This is a genomic window from Methylobacterium sp. J-070, from assembly GCF_022829385.1.
Taxonomy (GTDB): domain Bacteria; phylum Pseudomonadota; class Alphaproteobacteria; order Rhizobiales; family Beijerinckiaceae; genus Methylobacterium.
The window spans coordinates 1-16,308 of record NZ_JAKSXX010000209.1; the positions used below are offsets into that span (position 1 = coordinate 1).

A 16,308-nucleotide genomic window follows, 5' to 3' on the forward strand; every position below is an offset into this window, starting at 1 on the left:
ACTCGCCTGAAAGCCGGTCCGCCTCCCGCGGGCCGGCTTTTTCGTGTCCGGACACGGCGATCCGCGCCCCGCTGCGGCCCAATGCTCCGCCGGCTCCGGCGCCCGGATGGCTGCCGCTGAACCCGCACCCGTCCACCGTCCTGGCAGACCCCGCGGCACACGGGATGGAAGCGCTTCGAAACACGGGCTGACGGTGCAGACTTTGCTAGGATTCAGCCCCCGCTCATGCCGGTGCAGGGCGTGAGGTGGGCGCAGATCAATCGTCGCTGCCGCAGCCGAAGCATATCCGGCAGTGCATCCAAAATGATCTCCATAAGAATAAAATTTGCGCAAGAGAGTACAATAGAAGGGCGCGCACCGGCCGCCGTTTTCCGGCATCTTCGCATGCATCAGCATCGCGACTCGGCGCTCTCGAGGTAGGCCCGATGCCACGCGTCCTCGCAGCCGAACCGTCGCCGTTGCCGTTCGACCCCGCGTCGACGGCCCTGGTGATCATCGACATGCAGCGCGACTTCCTGGAGCTTGGCGGCTTCGGGGAGAGTCTAGGCAACGACGTATCGCTGCTCGCCGCCGCGGTCCCTCCGGCGCAGGCCGTTCTCGCGGCGGCGCGCCGGGCGGACCTGCTGGTGGTGCACACCCGCGAAGGGCACCGCCCCGACCTGACCGACGCACCGCCGGCCAAGCTCGCCCGCGGCGCCCCCGCCGCCCGCATCGGCGATCCCGGCCCGATGGGGCGGATCCTGATCCGCGGCGAGCCCGGCCACGCCATCATCCCCGACCTCGCCCCGCTGCCCGGCGAGCCGGTGGTGGACAAGCCCGGCAAGGGCGCGTTCTACGCCACCGACCTCGCGAACATCCTGGCCGCTCGGCAGATCGCGACGCTCCTCGTCTGCGGCGTGACCACCGAGGTCTGCGTCCACACCACCGTGCGGGAGGCCAACGACCGCGGCTACCGTTGCGCCGTCATCGGAGATGCCTGCGGCTCCTACATCCCGGCCTTCCACGAGGCCGGGCTCGCGATGATCAAGGCTCAGGGCGGGATCTTCGGCTGGGTCACCGCCTCGGCCGCGGTGGTCGCGGCGCTCGACGGCGGGCCCTGATCTGCACGCCCGGCGCCGCGGGACCGCGCCGGCGCCACCCCGAAGGAGAGTGCCATGGCAGATCCAACGCCACCGACGGGCCGGCCCGCGCTCTGGGTCCCGGGCGACTGGAACGCCTTCTTCGGCTTCGGCACGAACATCCTCGTCAATATGCTCGTGCTGACGGGCCTGCTGCGCTTCGTCCTCGGCATGCCCGACGGGATCACCTTCGGGCGCATCCTGCCGGCCGTCGGCCTGATGCTCTGCCTCTCGACCGCCTATTACGGCTGGCTCGGCTATCGGCTCGCCAGGACGAGCGGCCGCGACGACGTCTGCGCGCTGCCCTCCGGCATCAGCGTGCCGCACATGTTCATCGTCGTGTTCGTGATCATGCTGCCGATCAAGCTGCAGACCGGCGATCCGGTGAAGGGCTGGGAGGCCGGCCTCGCCTGGGTGTTCATCCAGAGCTTCATGCTGATGGTCGGCGGGTTCATCGCCCCCGCCGTCCGGCGCATCACCCCGCGGGCGGCGCTCCTCGGAACGCTGGCCGGCGTCTCGGTCACCTTCATCGCGATGCGCCCGGCACTGGAACTCATCCAGACGCCGGCGATCGGGGTCGTCGCCCTGGCCATCATCCTGGTCGCGTGGTTCGGCGGCGTGCGCTACCCGGGCCGGCTGCCGGCGGGCCTCGTGGCGATCCTGTTCGGGATGACGGTGGCCTGGGGGGCCAAGCTGTTCGGGCTCGACCTCGGCGGGGTGAGCGGCGCCGGCCTGTCGAGCGCGCTGCACGGCATCGGCTTCTCCGTGCCGCTTCCCGCGGTCGACCACGTCTTCGGCGGCTTCGAGTTCCTCGGGACGATCCTGGTGACGGCGATCCCCTTCGGCATCTACGACCTCGTCGAGGCGATGGACAACGTCGAGAGCGCGGAGGCGGCCGGCGACGCCTACCCGACCACCCGCGTCCTCACCGCCGACGGCGTCGTCAGCCTGATCGGCTGCCTGATGGGCAACCCGTTCATCAACGCGGTCTACATCGGCCATCCCGGCTGGAAGGCGATGGGCGGGCGCATCGGCTACTCCTTCGCCACCGGTGTCGTCGTGCTGCTTCTGGCGTGGCTCAACCTGATCTCGCTGATCTCCGGCGCCATTCCCCTCGTCGCGATCTCGCCGATCCTGCTCTACATCGGTATGCTGATCGGGGCGCAGGCCTTCCAGGAGACGCCGCACGCCCACGCCCCGGCGATCGTGCTGGCCTTCACGCCGCACCTGGCTGCCTGGGCCAAGACCTTGATCGACGGGGCCCTGGGTGCGGCCGGCACCAGCGCGGCCGCGGTCGGCCTCGACAAGCTCGGCCAGGTCGGCGTCCTGTACGAGGGACTCGGCGTGCTCGGTGACGGATCGATCCTCGGCGGCCTGATCCTCGGCGCGATCGCGGCGCTGATCATCGACAGGACCTTCCTCAAGGCCTCGGCCTTCGCGGCCGCGGGCGGCGTGCTGACCTTCTTCGGCTTCATGCACGGGCCGTCGGTGGGCTTTGCCGTGAAGCCGGTGCTGGCCCTGGCCTACATGCTGGTGGCGGGGCTGCTGCTGGCCGTGGCCCGCGGCGCGGTCTCGCTGCCGGTTCTGACACGGCAGGCGGATCCGCACGTGCGTGCGCCGGCGGAATGAGGCTTCGGCCGCGGACCCGATGCGTCGTCCCGGGCGGCGAGGGGTCATCCCCATCCCCCCGACCCCGTCGCGGGCCGCCCCCTGCCTTGCGCGAGCGGACGATCGGCCGAGGCGACGAAGGCGGCCTGACCGACCCGGGTGCCGGTGTTGACGCGGTCGATCGGAACCGGTGATCAAGACGGGTGCACGCCGATCGGCGGCCGTACGATCGCTCGCGGAGGAAGTGCCGTGATCCAGGACGAGATGGCAGCGCGGGTCGCCGCGGACGGCTTCATCGCGGCGCTCGACCAGAGCGGCGGGTCGAGCCCGGGCGCGTTGCGCCTCTACGGCATCCCGAGCAGCGCCTACGACGGCGAGGCGGAGATGTTCGCGCTGATCCACGCGATGCGCGTGCGCATCATGACGTCGCCCGCCTTCACGGGCGCGAAGGTGCTGGGCGCGATCCTGTTCGAGGGCACGATGGACGGCACGGCCGCTGGCCGGCCCGTTCCGGCCTTCCTGTGGGAGGAACGCGGGATCGTGCCGTTCCTCAAGGTCGACAAGGGCCTCGCCCCCGAGGACGACGGCGTGAACGTGATGAAGCCGATGCCGGATCTCGACGCGCTCCTCGACCGCGCCGTCCGGCTCGGCGTCTATGGTACGAAGATGCGCTCGGTCATCAGCGCGCCGTCCGAGCGGGGCATCGCCGCCGTCGTGGAGCAGCAGTTCGCGATCGCGGACCGGATCGCCGCGCACGGTCTCATGCCGATCATCGAACCCGAAGTGTCGATCACGAGCGTCGACAAGCCCGGTGCCGAGGCGATCCTCCTCGCCGATTTGGCGCGGCGGCTCGACGCGCTGCCCGCAGCGCGGCAAGTGATGCTGAAGCTCACCCTGCCCGATGTGAGCGACCTCTACATGCCGTTGACCCATCATCCGCGGGTGGCGCGGGTGGTCGCGCTGTCGGGCGGCTACGCACGTGATGAAGCCTGCGCGAAGCTGGCCCTCAACCACGGCGTGATCGCCAGCTTCTCACGGGCTCTCAGTGAGGGGCTCACGGTCGACATGGGCGAGGGCGCATTCGACGCGACGCTCGCCTCGGCCATCGACGCGATCTACACGGCATCCGTGGAAAAGCATTAGCCTTCAGGTCGCGGCGATCGGCCGGCGGGCGCCGGGACGACGTTGAGATCCGGCGCGGATCGCGTGTCCGCGTCGGGTTCTTGCGCCGTGAGGGCTGCGTCCACGGGTCGAGACCGCGCGACGTTGCCCGCCTGCGCGCGGCCACGCGGCTTCCGGCCGAGGTCGCGTCGCCCCCCCCCGTTACGGAGGGCCCGCCGGCGCCCACCCGCGGCCCCGCGCCGAACGGAGGGTCGTCTGGTCCCGCCGTGGCGGGCTTGGCACCGTCGTTGCGGAGCCGCTCACCGCATGACCCCTGTCGTCTCGCGGAGCGGGCCGGTGAAGAAACTGCCTCCCGATGTCGGGCCGAAGCACCCGCAGGTCGTCGTCCTGTTCGGCGCGACCGGGGACCTCGCCCAACGCAAGCTCCTGCCCGGACTGTTCCACCTGGTCGGCGCGGGCTTCATCCCGGCCTGCAGGATCATCGGTGTGTCCCTGGACGACCTGGACGCCCACGGCTTCCGGACCCTGGCACGCGGGGCCCTCGATCGGTTTGCCACGCGCCGCACCGGCGACGAGACGTGGGCGGCGTTCTCGGAGATCCTCGATTACGTGCCGATCGCGGCGGGGCCGGCGGCCCTGCGCGAGGCCGTGGATCGGGCGCGGGGCAGCCTGGGCGATGAGAGCCGCCTTCTGCACTATCTCAGCGTGCCCCCGGCCGCGGCCCTCTCGGCGGTCGGGATGCTCTCGGACGCCGATCTCGCCAGGGGCTCGCGGGTCGTCATGGAGAAGCCGTTCGGCGTCGATCTGGAGAGCGCCGTCGCGTTGAACGCGCGGTTGCACGCGGTGTTCGACGAGGCCCAGATCTTCCGGATCGACCACTTCCTCGGCAAGGAGCCGGCCCAGAACATCCTGGCGTTTCGCTTCGCCAACGGCCTGTTCGAGCCCATCTGGAACCGCAACTTCATCGACCACGTGCAGATCGACGTGCCGGAGACGCTCGGCCTGGGCACCCGCTCGGCCTTCTATGAGGCCACCGGCGCCTACCGGGACATGGTGGTGACCCACCTGTTCCAGATCCTGGGCTTCATGGCCATGGAAGCGCCGACGTCCCTCGAGCCGGCGCCGATCTCGGAGGAGAAGAACAAGGTCTTCCGCTCGATGCTGCCCCTGGATCCGCGCGATGTGGTTCGCGGCCAATACAGCGGCTACCGCGCCGAACCCGGCGTCGATCCGGAATCCGACACCGAGACGCTCATCGCGCTCAAATGCCAGATCGACAACTGGCGCTGGGCCGGCGTCCCGTTCTACCTGCGCACCGGCAAGCGGATGGCGGAGGGCCAGCGGATCATCTCGATCGCCTTTCGCGAGCCGCCCAAGAGCATGTTCCCGGCAAATTCCGGTGTCGGTGCACAGGGGCCCGACCACCTCACCTTCGACCTCGCCGACGCGGCGAAAATGTCCCTTTCGTTCTATGGCAAGCGGCCGGGACCGGGGATGCGGCTCGACAAGCAGAGCCTGCAGTTCTCGATGCGCGACACCGGGCTGGCCGGCGATGTTCTGGAGGCCTACGAGCGGCTGATCCTCGACGCGATGCGCGGCGACCGCACGCTGTTCACCAGCGCAGAGGGCATCGAACGCCTGTGGGCGGTATCGGTCCCGCTCCTCGAAGCTCCGCCCCCGGTACGGCTGTACGAGCCGGGCTCGTGGGGACCGAAGTCGATCCACCAGCTGGTGGCGCCCTACGCGTGGCGTCTGCCGTTCGAGCGGGCCTGGCGGAACTCGATCCCCGCCGAGGGATGAGCGGGCGCGCGCCATCCATCGAACCGCATGGCGGATCGGGCAGACCTCGCCGGCGCTCCCCGATGTCGGGGCCGGGCTGGGACCGACGATTGCGGGCGTTCAAGCGGTCGAGACGACAGGCCCGTTCCGCAAGCCCGATCAGGAGTTCACCCGCTTGGGGATCGGACGTCCGCGACAGGCAGCGCGAAATTGTTGCCGCGATAGACCGTGCATGCTGCGCCGGTCGGCCTGCTGCGTGCAGGCGGTCTTGCGGTCCGCCTTGTTCAGTTCCTTGGTCCCCGTGGTCGGCACGTCCGTCGGAGAGGGTGCGGTGTAGCTCTGTGCCAGACCCGTCGCCGGCAGCGCGAGGAGCAGGGAGAGCCCGAGACACAACCGACGCATAAGACCCCTCCGAATGACTGTTGCCGCCAAGCAATCGTCGCGCCAGAACGTCGGTGACCCATCTAAACCGCGGTGCGCCGGGCAGCGGTGGGAGGCGCGGGGTAGCGCAGCGGATCGGTGGCGCTGCGGGCGTCGTAGACACACTCACCCGCCACCCAGGTCGCCCGGACCGTGCGATGATCGCCGAGCGTCATCAGGACGAACAACAGGTCCTCGATGTCCTGGCAGGTGCCGGTGCGGAAGCCGAGCAGCGGCGTCGCCGCGAGATCGAGGACGCAGAGATCGGCCTCGTAACCCGGGGCGATCCGGCCGATCCGGTCGTCGAGGCGCAGGGCTTCGGCACCGCCCAGCGTCGCGAGCCAGAACGCCCGCAGCGCGTCGAGCCGGGTCCCCCGCAGGGCCGCGACCTTGTAGGCGTCGCCCAGGGTCTTGAGCAGCGACAGCGTGGTGCCCGCGCCGACATCGGTCCCGAGGCCGACGCGCACCGGCCGCCGGGGATCCAGCGCATCGAACAGCCGGAACAGGCCGCTGCCCAGGAACCCGTTCGAGGTCGGGCAATGGGCGATCGCCGCACCGGCGGTGTGGCAGGTGCAGAAGTCGTCCTCGTTCATATGGATCGCGTGGCCGAAGACGCTGCGCGGACCGACGAGCCCCGATTGGGCGTAGACGTCGAGGTAGCTCGCCCGGTCGGGGAACAGCGCCCTGACCCATGCGATCTCGTCGATGGTCTCGCACAGGTGCGTCTGGAGGAAGAGCCCGTCGTGCTCGCGCAGGAGCGCCCCGGCCGCGTCGAGCTGCGCCGGCGTGCAGGACGGGGCGAAGCGGGGCGTGACGGCGTAGAGTTGCCGCCCGCGTCCGTGCCAGCGCGCGATGAGGGCCTTGCTCTCGTCGTAACCGCGCTGCGCCGTATCCAGGAGGGCGGCCGGGGCATTGCGGTCCATCAGCACCTTGCCGGCGATCATCCGGGTGTTGAACCGCTCGGACTCCGCGAAGAAGGCCTCCACGGAGCCGGGATGGACCGTGCAGTAGACCATCGCGGTGGTCGTCCCGGCCCCCAGGATCTCGCGGAAGAACAGCTTCGCGACCCGTTCCGCATGGGCTTGATCGGCGAACGCGAGCTCGGCCGGGAAGGTGTATTTGTCGAGCCATGCCAGCAACTGCTCGCCGTACGAGGCGATCATCTGCAACTGCGGGTAATGGACATGGGTGTCGATCAGCCCCGGCAGGATCAGCGCGTTCTCGTAGCGCGTGACCGGGACGCCGGGCGGGAGCCGACCGACCAGGGCGTCATAGGGTCCCACGGCCGCGATCCGACCCTCCTCGATCAGGATGAGGGCGTCCTCGACGTGGTCCAGGCAGCCGTCGGCCAGGAACGGATTGCCGGACAGGCTCGCCGCGCGGCCGCGCAGGGCCCGGCACGGCGATGCCGCCGATCCGGGCGTCGCGTCGCGCGTCACGTCCATGCGGCGTCCTCGCCCGTCCCGGCCGCCACGAGCCTGTAGATCCTGTCGGCCGCGAAGGGCGTCGCGGTGAGCCGGATGCCGGTCGCGTCGCGGATGGCGTTGCCCAGGGCGGCCGCCACCGGGTTGAAGGGCGACTCGCTCATCGACTTCGCGCCGAGCGGCCCGACGCTGTCGTACGTCTCGGCGAACAGGACCTCGGTGTCCGGCACGTCCGCGCAGGCCGGGACGTGGTAGTCGCGGAACGCCTGCGTGACGACCCGGCCGTCCGCGTCGAGGCGGAGATCCTCGTACAGGGCCGCGCCGATTGCCTGCGCGATGCCGCCCTCGACCTGGCCGCGGCACTGCATCGGGTTGATCACCCGCCCGGCATCGGCGGCGTGGACGCTCCGGAGGATGCGGACCTCGCCGGTGACCGGATGCACCGCGACCCGGAAGGCCTGGACGTTGAACGAGACCGAGCGGGGCGACCCGTCGGCGCGGCCCGGCGCCTCCAGGGGGCCGAGCCCGGCGAGCGGGACCGGGCCGGTCGGCGTCTCCACGGCCGCCGCCGCGAGGCGGCAGGCCTCCGGCGCCGCGCCGACGCTCCCGGCCGCCCGCGCCCGGACCAGCGCCGCGAGGGCCTCGGCTGCGCGCAGGGTGGCGAATCCGGCCACCACCGTCCCGGTGCTGCCGTAGGCGCCGGTGTCGTGGCCGACCCGGTCGGTGTCGCCGCCGACGACGCGGACGCGGTCCGGCTCGGTGCAGAGCGCCGCGGCCGCGATCTGGCGGTGCACGGTGCTGGTGCCGTTGCCGAACTCGGCGGTGCCGACATCGACCCTGTAGAGGCCGTCGGCTCCCAGGCTCACCCGCGCGTCGGCATGGTGGCCCCGCGGCGGGATCGTGTCGATCATCGCCATGGCCATGCCGGTCCCGGCACGCCAGCCCGGCGGCGGCTCCGCTCCGGGATCGGCCCGCAGGGCGTCCTCCACCAGGGTCAGGCACTGGTCGAGCCCGTAGCTGCCGAACACGACGTCGTGGGGCTCCAGGCTGTTCGACACCATCGGGTCGCCGGGCCGCACGGCGTTGCGCCGCCGCAGGGCGAACGGATCGAGACCCAGCGCCCGCGCGACCTCGTCGAGGGCGGATTCCAGCGCGAAGATGGTCTGGCTCAGGCCGTAGCCCCGGAAGGCGCCCGACGGCAGCGTGTGGGTGTAGACGGCATGGCCGTCGACCCGCTTGTTCGGGCAGGCATAGGCGGCCAGCACCTCGTTGCAGCCGTGATGGATCACGCCGCCCGCGTGGTTGCCGTACGCGCCCGTGTCCGACAGGACGTCGAGGCTGATCGCCGTGAGGGTTCCGTCCCGGCGGGCGCCGACCTTCACGCCGACGCGCATCGGATGGCGGGTCGTCGTCGCGGTGAACTGCTCCTGCCGGGTCAGCTCCCACATCACCGGCCGGCCGGTCCGCAGGACGGCCAGCGCCACCAGATCCTCGGTGAGCATCTCCTGCTTGCCGCCGAAGCCGCCGCCGACCCGGCCGCACAGGACGCGCACGGCGTCCCGTTCCAGGCCGAACAGGTCGCAGAGGGCATCGCGGGTCAGGAACGGCACCTGGGTGCTGGTCCGCAGCGTCAGGCGTCCCTCCGGGTCGCGCCAGCCGAGGCAGCCATGGGTCTCCAGGGCGGCGTGCTGGACGCGCTGGGACAGGAAGGTCTCCGCGTAGACGACGTCGGCCTCGGCGAAACCCGCCGCCACGTCGCCGACCTCGCCGTGGACCTCGGCGGCGAGGTTCGGGTGGCGCGCGCCCGGCGGCGCGTCCGTGCCCGGGCGGTCGCGCGGGTCGTGGACGCGGGGCGCGTCGGGCGCGAGGGCCGAGGCGGGATCGAGGAGCGCCGGCCGGATCGCGTAGGTCACCCGCAGCGCCCGGCAGCCGGCCTCGGCGGCCGCCTCGGTCTCGGCGACCACGGCGGCGACCCGCTGGCCGACGAACCGCAGGATCGGGTCGAGCACCAGCGTGTCGGCGGCGTCGTCCCGGGGATCCTGGTGGCGCCCGGTGGAGAACCGGCGCTGCGGCGCATCCGCGTGGGTCAGGACCGCGACGACGCCAGGTACGGCGCGCGCCGCCGTGTCGTCGACCGCCACGATGCGGGCATGGGCGTGCGGCGAGCGCAGGACCTTCAGGTGGAGCGCCGCCCCGGCCGGCACGTCGAGGGTGAAGCGGGCCCGCCCGGAGACCACGAGCGGTGCCGCCGGTGCCGGCAGGTTGCTTCCGACGGGGTCTCCCACCTGCGTCCCGTCCTGCACGTGCGCGAGCCCGGCGATCGCGTCCCGGATCGCCCGGTAGCCGGTGCAGCGGCACAGATTACCCTTCAAGGCGGCACCAAGGTCCTGCCGCTGGCTCTGGTTCAACGCGGAGGCCGTCATGATCATGCCGGGCGTGCAGAAGCCGCATTGGAAGCCCTGCGCCGCCAGGAAAGCCGCCTGGACCGGGTGGAACGTCGCGGGCTCGGCATCGTCGGGACGGCACGGGCCCGCGAGGCCCTCGATGGTGGTGACGCTGCTTCCCGCGGCGCGGAAAGCCGGGATCAGGCAGCTGTGCACCGGCTCGCCGTCGAGGTGGACCGTGCAGGCGCCGCAATCGCCCGCGTCGCAGCCCTTCTTGACGCCGTACCAGCCGGCCTCGCGCAGGTAGGTCCGCAGGCACTGGCCGGGCCGGGCGGCACCGACGTGGGGAAAGCCGTTGATCGTCAGATTCATGCCGCCGGCTCCCCGGCCAACGCGTCGCGGATCTCGCGCGCGAGGTGGCGCGTCACGGCGCGGCGCCAGTCCGGCCGGCCGTGGACGTCGTCGTAGTACAGGTCGTCCGGGATCGCCGCGTCGAGCGTCCGCGCCAGGACGTCGCCCTCCGGCAGCCCGGCGAAGGCGAGCCGCAGCGGACGCGTCACGGAGGCCGTAACGGTGAGCGCGAACCCGCCGCCGCGGTCGCGGGTGCCGATCAGGAGCGCCCCGGAGCGGCCGTTCGGGCTGAGGCTGGCGCGCCGGAACGCGGTCCGGCGCGTCAGGGCGGCGGCCGGCAGGAACACGCCGCGGAGGATCTCGCCCGGACGCAGGGCGGTCCGCTGCGGGGCGAGGACGAGGTCGGTCACCGGCAGGTCGCGCTCCGCCCCGTCCGGCGACCAGATCCGGCAGACGCCTTCGAGCGCGGTGGCGAGCGCGATCATCGGGCCGGCCGGGAGGGCGAGGCAGAGGTTGCCGCCGACCGTGGCGACGGTCCAGATCTTGAAGGATCCCAGCAGGGCCCGGCAGCACTGCCCCACCAGCAGCGCGGCGGTCCAGTCCGCCGGCAGCTCCAGCCGATCGAGCTGCGCGATCGTGCACGTCGCCGCGAGGGTGAGGCCGTCCGCGTCGATCCTGTGCGGGGGCCAGCCGAGGCTCGCCAGGTCGACGAGCCGGCGCGTCCCGGGCTGCGGCTCCGAGAACAGCCACGTCCCCCCGGCCACGAACGCGTCGCCTCCGGACCAGTCCGGCAGCTCGCTCCGGCTGTGGGGCCGGAGAACGGTCTCGATCGTGTTGAGGTCCATGCCCCCTCGCGGGACGGGTCTGTGCGGGTCGCCGCCTCGCAATATACCTGCCGGGCTTGTCGGCCACCGGCTCCCCGGGCCGGGATCGCCGATGCCGGCGGACGGCGCACCGCGGGCGAGCTCGGCGCGGGACATCCGACAGGTCCGGCCGGTGTCCCTCCCGCGTGCGGACGACCGGCATACCGACCCGCCGGGCCGCTGCCACCGGCGCTGCGGCGGGTGCGGCGGCGGACGCCAGGAGGGCGACGTTCCGGCCCGATGATGCCGTCGCACGCCGCGCAGGACATGCGGCTCTGTCACCGCGCGCAAATCGTGTCCGCGGCGAAGCCTTATCGGCACCACGAGCAGGCAACGCTCAGAATGGCCACGTTTGCCGCAGGGGCCCGCCCGCCGGGCCGGCAAGCCGGGCCCCGAGGATGGCCTCGCACAGGGCCGTCGGCTGGACGAGCCGCCGGCCCGAACCCCCGACGGTGGGCACGACGCGCCGGGACGGGCAGGATGTGTTGTGTTTTTGCGACGGGTGCGGAAGTCGTCGCAGGCAATCTGATCAATGGCATATCGGTTGCTGCTCGCCGTCTCAGCTTTTCGAAACTCGGGGGATCGAGGCGATGATCGGGCGTGTACTGATGGCGGCAGTCCTGCCGCTCTGGGTGGTTGCCGTCGCGTCTGCGGCCGACCTCGATCCCGCGAAGGCCGACAAGGTGCCGGAGGTTGCCCCCGCGCAGAATGCGTCGTTCTTCCTCTTCTCCGATACCCAGATCAGCTATCGCTACCAATTTCCCACGGTCTCGCCCGGTGTCCAGATCCAGCGGGCCGACGGAAGCTTCGTCTCGCGGGAGGCGCCCAAGCAGATCCTCGGCATCGCGCACGCGGATGCCTGGGCCTACGGCACGAACTTCTTCTCCCTCGACATCCTGAAGTCGGGTTCTCAGTTCCCGGCCGGCACGACGAATCCGCCCGGCAGCATCGGCGCGCCGTTCTTCGAGGATTTCGGCAACACCGAGGCCTACGGCCTCTATCGCGGCACCCTCAGCCTGAACGCGCTCACCAGCTCCAAGGCCTTCGCCATACCGGGCTTCGTCAAGGACGTGTCGCTCGCCTTCGGCTTCGACGCGAATTCGCAGAATGACGCCTTCGGCTCGAAGAAGCGCGATGTCGTCGGCGGCCTGAACTTCGCGTTCGACGTCCCCGCGGGCTTCCTCAATCTCAGCACCCACGCCTACAAGGAATGGAACCGCAACGGATTCAACGTCCAGCCGGATCGCGACCAGAGCTTCGACGTCGTCCCCGAGTTCGAGATCGTCTACAACTTTCCGCTGGCCTTCACCAACCTGCCGCTCAGCGTCACGGGCTTCAACAACATCGTGCTGCCCAAGGGGCGCGGCGTGCAGAACGTGGCCGACTTCCAGTTCAACCCCAAGCGCGGCCTCGAATTCCTCTCGCGCACCAACCTCGTGCTCGACCTCGGCAAGCTGATCTACGATCAGCCCAATCGGGTCGATGTCTTCATCGGCTTCCAGTACTGGCTGAACAAGTTCGGCAACGTCGAGACCGCGAGCTTCAAGGGCACCGAGGAGAAGAGCTTCCTGGCGGGCTTCGCGTTCCACGTCTTCTGACGCGGCCTTGCGGTGCGGAGCGAGCGGGCCATGGCGGACGGCACGGGATCGGGAGCGGCGGCGGTCGATCCGAGGCCGCTGTTCGGCGCCTACGGCATCGTGAAGCGCTTCGGGTCCTTCACGGCCAACGACCGCGTCGATCTCGAGATCCGCGCCGGCGAGATCCACGCCCTGCTCGGCGAGAACGGGGCCGGGAAGTCGACGCTGATGAAGATCCTCTACGGCCTCCTGGAGCCGACCGAGGGTGTCGTCACGCATCGCGGCGAGGCGGTCCGATTGCGCAACCCCGAGGCCGCCCGCCGGCTCGGCATCGGCATGGTGTTCCAGCACTTCTCCCTCTGCGAGAACCTGACGGTCGCCGAGAACATCGCCCTGGTGATGGAGCGCGGCCTCCGCCGGGGGACGCTGGCGGAGCGGATCGCGGCGCTCGGGGCGACCTACGGCCTGCATCTGGAGCCGGACCGGCCGGTCTGGTCGCTCTCGGCCGGCGAGCGCCAGCGCATCGAGATCGTGCGCTGCCTGCTCCAGGAGCCGAAGCTGCTGATCCTCGACGAGCCGACCTCGGTGCTCACGCCGGGCGAGGCGGAACTCCTGTTCACGGTGCTGGAGCGCCTGCGCGCCGAGGGGCGGGCGCTGCTCTACATCTCGCACCGGCTCGAGGAGGTGCGGCGCCTCTGCGCCCGCGCCACCATCCTGCGCGGCGGCCGGGTCGTCGGCGCCTGCGACCCGCGCGCCGAGAGCGCCGCGTCGCTCGCCGCGCTCATGGTGGGCGAGCAGGTCCGCGAGGTCGCCCCGGGGCCGACCACGTCCGGCGGGGGCGAGCGCCTGCGGCTGGAGCAGCTGTCGCTGCCCGCCCCGGGGCTGCACGCCACCGGCCTGCGCGCCATCACCCTCGGCCTGCGCGGCGGCGAGATCCTGGGCATCGCCGGCATCGCCGGCAACGGTCAGGCGGAACTCTTCGCCGCCCTGTCCGGGGAAGTCCCGGCGCCGCAGGCCGGGGCCGTGCGGATCGACGGCACGCCCGCCGGACATCTCGGAGTCAACGCCCGCCGCCGGCTCGGCGCGGCCTTCGTGCCGGAGGAGCGCAACGGCCATGCCGCCGCCCCCGGCATGAGCCTGTCCGAGAACGTCATCCTCTCGCGCCATGCCACCGCGCCGCTGACGCGCTTCGGCCTCGTGCGCCGGGCCGCCGCCCGGGCGCTGGCGGGTCGGGTGATCGAGGCCTTCGACGTCCGCAAGGCGGGCGCGGATCCGGCCGCCGGCACGCTTTCGGGCGGCAACCTCCAGAAGTTCGTGATCGGGCGCGAGATCCAGGCCGAGCCCGGCATCCTGGTGGTCGACCAGCCGACCTGGGGGGTCGACGCCGCGGCGGCGGCGCGGATCCGGCAGGCCCTCCTCGACCTTGCCGCCCGCGGCAGCGCCATCCTGGTGATCAGCCAGGATCTCGACGAGCTGTTCGAGGTTGCGGGCTCGATCGCCGTCCTCCACGCCGGGCACCTGTCCCCCGCCGTACCGCGGACCGGGACGACGCGCGAGGCCGTGGGCCTGCTGATGGGCGGTGCGGGCGGCCCGCCCGTCGCGGCGGACGCCGCCGCTTCCGGCCGCGCCGTCACGCGCTCCGAGATCGCCCATGCGCCTTGATCTCGTGCCGCGCGACAGGCGCTCGCCGCTGGCCGCGGCCCTGTCGCCGGTCCTGGCCTTCCTGACGGCCGTCCTCATCGGCGGCGTGGCGGTCGCGATGCTCGGCGTCGCGCCGGGCGCGGCCTTCACCGTCTACTTCGTGGCGCCCCTCTCCGAGCTGTGGTCGCTGCAGGAGATCGCCCTGAAGGCGGCGCCCCTCGCCCTGATCGCGACGGGTCTCGCCTTCTGCTACCGGGCGAACCTGTGGAACATCGGGGCCGAGGGCCAGTTCGTGGTCGGCGGCCTCGCCGGCGGCTGGGTGGCGATCGCGACCCACGGCAGCGCGGGCTTCACCGCCTGGATCCTGCCCGCGATGCTGATCGCGGGGACATGCGCCGGCATCGCCTACGCGATGATCCCGGCGCTCCTCCGGGTCCGGCTCGGCGTCTCGGAGATCCTGACGAGCCTGATGCTCGTCTACGTGGCGGAACTCCTCCTCGACTACATGGCCCGGGGGCCGCTGCGCGATCCCGCGGGCTTCAACTTCCCGCAGAGCGTCGGCTTCGACGAGGCCGCCCGCCTTCCCTACCTGATGGAGGGCGACACCTTGCACGCGGGTGTGCTCGTGGCGCTCGTGGCCGTCGTGCTCGCGACCCTCGTCCTCGGTCGCAGCCTGTTCGGGTTCGCGACGCGCGTCGCCGGTGCCAGCCCCCGCGCCGCCCGGTTCGCCGGCTTCAGCGAGGAGCGGCTGACGCTGGCCGCCTTCGCGATCTCGGGCGGCGCGGCGGGGCTCGCCGGGATCGCCGAAGTCGCGGGCCGAATCGGCCAGCTCCAGCCCACGATCTCGCCGGGCTACGGGTTCACCGCGATCATCGTCGCCTTTCTCGGCCGGCTCTCCCCCCTCGGCATCCTCGCCGCCGCCCTGGTGATCGCGGTGACCACCATCGGCGGCGAGGCGGCGCAGATCGACCTCCGGCTTCCCCTCGACCTGACCCGGGCCTTCCAGGGCCTGCTGCTCTGCCTCGTCCTCGGGGCCGACGTGCTCACGCGCTTCAAGGTCCGTCTCGTTCCGGGGGCGGCGCGATGAGCCTCGACACGGTCCAGATGGTGCTGGTCACGGTGCTGACGGCCGCGACCCCTCTGATCATCGCGGCCCTCGGCGAACTCGTGGCCGAGCGCGCGGGCGTGCTCAATCTCGGCGTCGAGGGCATGATGGTGTTCGGGGCGGCGCTGGGCTTCGCCGCCGCCATGGAGACCGGCTCGACCCTCCTCGGCGCGCTCGCCGGGGCCGGCGCCGGGATCGGGCTCGCGGCCGTGTTCGGACTGCTCACGGTGGGGCTCGCGGCCAACCAGGTGGCCTCCGGACTCGCGCTCACGATCCTCGGCCTCGGCCTCTCGGGGCTCGTCGGGGCCGGCTATGTCGGGCTGAAGCGCGAGCCGGCGCCCCTGCTCCATGTGCCGGGCCTGAGCGATCTGCCGGGCGTCGGGCGCCTGCTGTTCGGAGAGGACGCCTTCGTCTACGTCGGCCTCGGCCTGGCGGTGGGCGTCTCGTGGTTCCTGTGGCGGACGCGGGCCGGGCTGATCCTGCGGGCCATCGGCGACGACCCCGTCGCGACCCACGCGCTCGGCCTTCCGGTCCGCGGCGTGCGCTTCCTGGCGGTGCTGTTCGGGGGCGCCTGCGCGGGACTGGCCGGATCCTACCTGTCCCTCGCCTACACGCCGTTCTGGGCCCCCGCGATGACGGCGGGCCGTGGCTGGATCGCCCTCGCCCTCGTGGTCTTCGCGTCCTGGCGGCCGGCCCGGGTGGTGGCCGGCGCGACGCTGTTCGGCGGCGCCACCGTGCTGCAGCTCCATGCCCAGGCGGCGAGCCTCGGCCTGCCCGGGCAGCTGCTCTCGGCACTCCCCTACCTCGCGACCATCCTGGCGCTGGTCCTGCTGTCGCTGGGCCGGCGGCAGGGCGGTTCGCTGGCGCCCGCCGCCCTCGGGCGCGACTTCACCCCGCACCGCTAGCGGTGCTGCTA

At 71.9% G+C, this 16,308-nt stretch carries 12 protein-coding genes; 8 read left to right on the forward strand and 4 right to left on the reverse strand.

The annotated features are described in order from the left end of the window. The first annotated feature begins 425 nt into the window (after positions 1-425). The 4 genes from MKL01_RS22705 to zwf all read left to right on the forward strand — a co-directional run bounded on the left by MKL01_RS22705 (position 426) and on the right by zwf (position 5,648). The gene (locus MKL01_RS22705) at positions 426-1,100 is read left to right on the forward strand and encodes a cysteine hydrolase family protein (protein WP_243907450.1); all 675 of its coding nucleotides are present in this window, start codon (positions 426-428) and stop codon (positions 1,098-1,100) included. A 54-nt stretch (positions 1,101-1,154) separates the two neighbouring features. After that, entirely contained in the window at positions 1,155-2,747 is a 1,593-nt protein-coding gene (locus tag MKL01_RS22710) for a regulator (protein WP_243907451.1), read from the forward strand. A 231-nt stretch (positions 2,748-2,978) separates the two neighbouring features. Continuing rightward, a complete protein-coding gene (locus MKL01_RS22715) occupies positions 2,979-3,869 on the forward strand; it encodes a fructose bisphosphate aldolase (protein ID WP_409566308.1) in 891 nt (296 codons plus the stop codon). A 315-nt stretch (positions 3,870-4,184) separates the two neighbouring features. After that, complete coding sequence (gene zwf, locus MKL01_RS22720) at positions 4,185-5,648, forward strand: glucose-6-phosphate dehydrogenase (protein ID WP_243907453.1); 1,464 nt, start codon at positions 4,185-4,187, stop codon at positions 5,646-5,648. Positions 5,649-5,786: 138 nt separating this feature from the next. Here the strand turns inward: zwf and MKL01_RS22725 are convergent, their stop codons facing one another. The 4 genes from MKL01_RS22725 to MKL01_RS22740 all read right to left on the reverse strand — a co-directional run bounded on the left by MKL01_RS22725 (position 5,787) and on the right by MKL01_RS22740 (position 11,051). Continuing rightward, complete coding sequence (locus tag MKL01_RS22725; RefSeq protein ID WP_243907454.1) at positions 5,787-6,029, reverse strand: hypothetical protein; 243 nt, start codon at positions 6,027-6,029, stop codon at positions 5,787-5,789. A 62-nt stretch (positions 6,030-6,091) separates the two neighbouring features. Continuing rightward, complete coding sequence (gene guaD, locus MKL01_RS22730; RefSeq protein ID WP_243907455.1) at positions 6,092-7,492, reverse strand: guanine deaminase; 1,401 nt, start codon at positions 7,490-7,492, stop codon at positions 6,092-6,094. Then, positions 7,483-10,227, reverse strand: coding sequence for a molybdopterin-dependent oxidoreductase (locus MKL01_RS22735; RefSeq protein ID WP_243907456.1), 2,745 nt, complete (start codon positions 10,225-10,227; stop codon positions 7,483-7,485). The genes guaD and MKL01_RS22735 overlap by 10 nt, the downstream gene beginning before the upstream one ends. Then, positions 10,224-11,051: an FAD binding domain-containing protein gene (locus MKL01_RS22740; protein WP_243907457.1), complete on the reverse strand. Its 828-nt coding sequence runs from the start codon at positions 11,049-11,051 to the stop codon at positions 10,224-10,226. Before MKL01_RS22740 ends, MKL01_RS22735 begins: the two co-directional genes overlap by 4 nt. Positions 11,052-11,659: 608 nt before the next feature. On the opposite strand from MKL01_RS22740, the gene MKL01_RS22745 reads away from it, so the two are divergent. From MKL01_RS22745 to MKL01_RS22760, 4 genes are read left to right on the forward strand one after another with little or no spacing between them, the layout of a single operon-like run. Next, positions 11,660-12,667, forward strand: a complete 1,008-nt coding sequence (locus tag MKL01_RS22745) for a hypothetical protein (RefSeq protein WP_243907458.1) — start codon at positions 11,660-11,662, stop codon at positions 12,665-12,667. A gap of 30 nt (positions 12,668-12,697) precedes the next feature. Continuing rightward, on the forward strand, positions 12,698-14,308 hold the full coding sequence (locus tag MKL01_RS22750; protein ID WP_243907459.1) for an ABC transporter ATP-binding protein: 1,611 nt from the start codon (positions 12,698-12,700) through the stop codon (positions 14,306-14,308). Continuing rightward, positions 14,298-15,374 (forward strand): ABC transporter permease, encoded by a 1,077-nt coding sequence (locus MKL01_RS22755; protein WP_243907460.1) that lies wholly within the window; start codon positions 14,298-14,300, stop codon positions 15,372-15,374. The genes MKL01_RS22750 and MKL01_RS22755 overlap by 11 nt, the downstream gene beginning before the upstream one ends. Next, a complete protein-coding gene (locus tag MKL01_RS22760; RefSeq protein WP_243907461.1) occupies positions 15,371-16,297 on the forward strand; it encodes an ABC transporter permease in 927 nt (308 codons plus the stop codon). Before MKL01_RS22755 ends, MKL01_RS22760 begins: the two co-directional genes overlap by 4 nt. Positions 16,298-16,308: the final 11 nt, after the last annotated feature.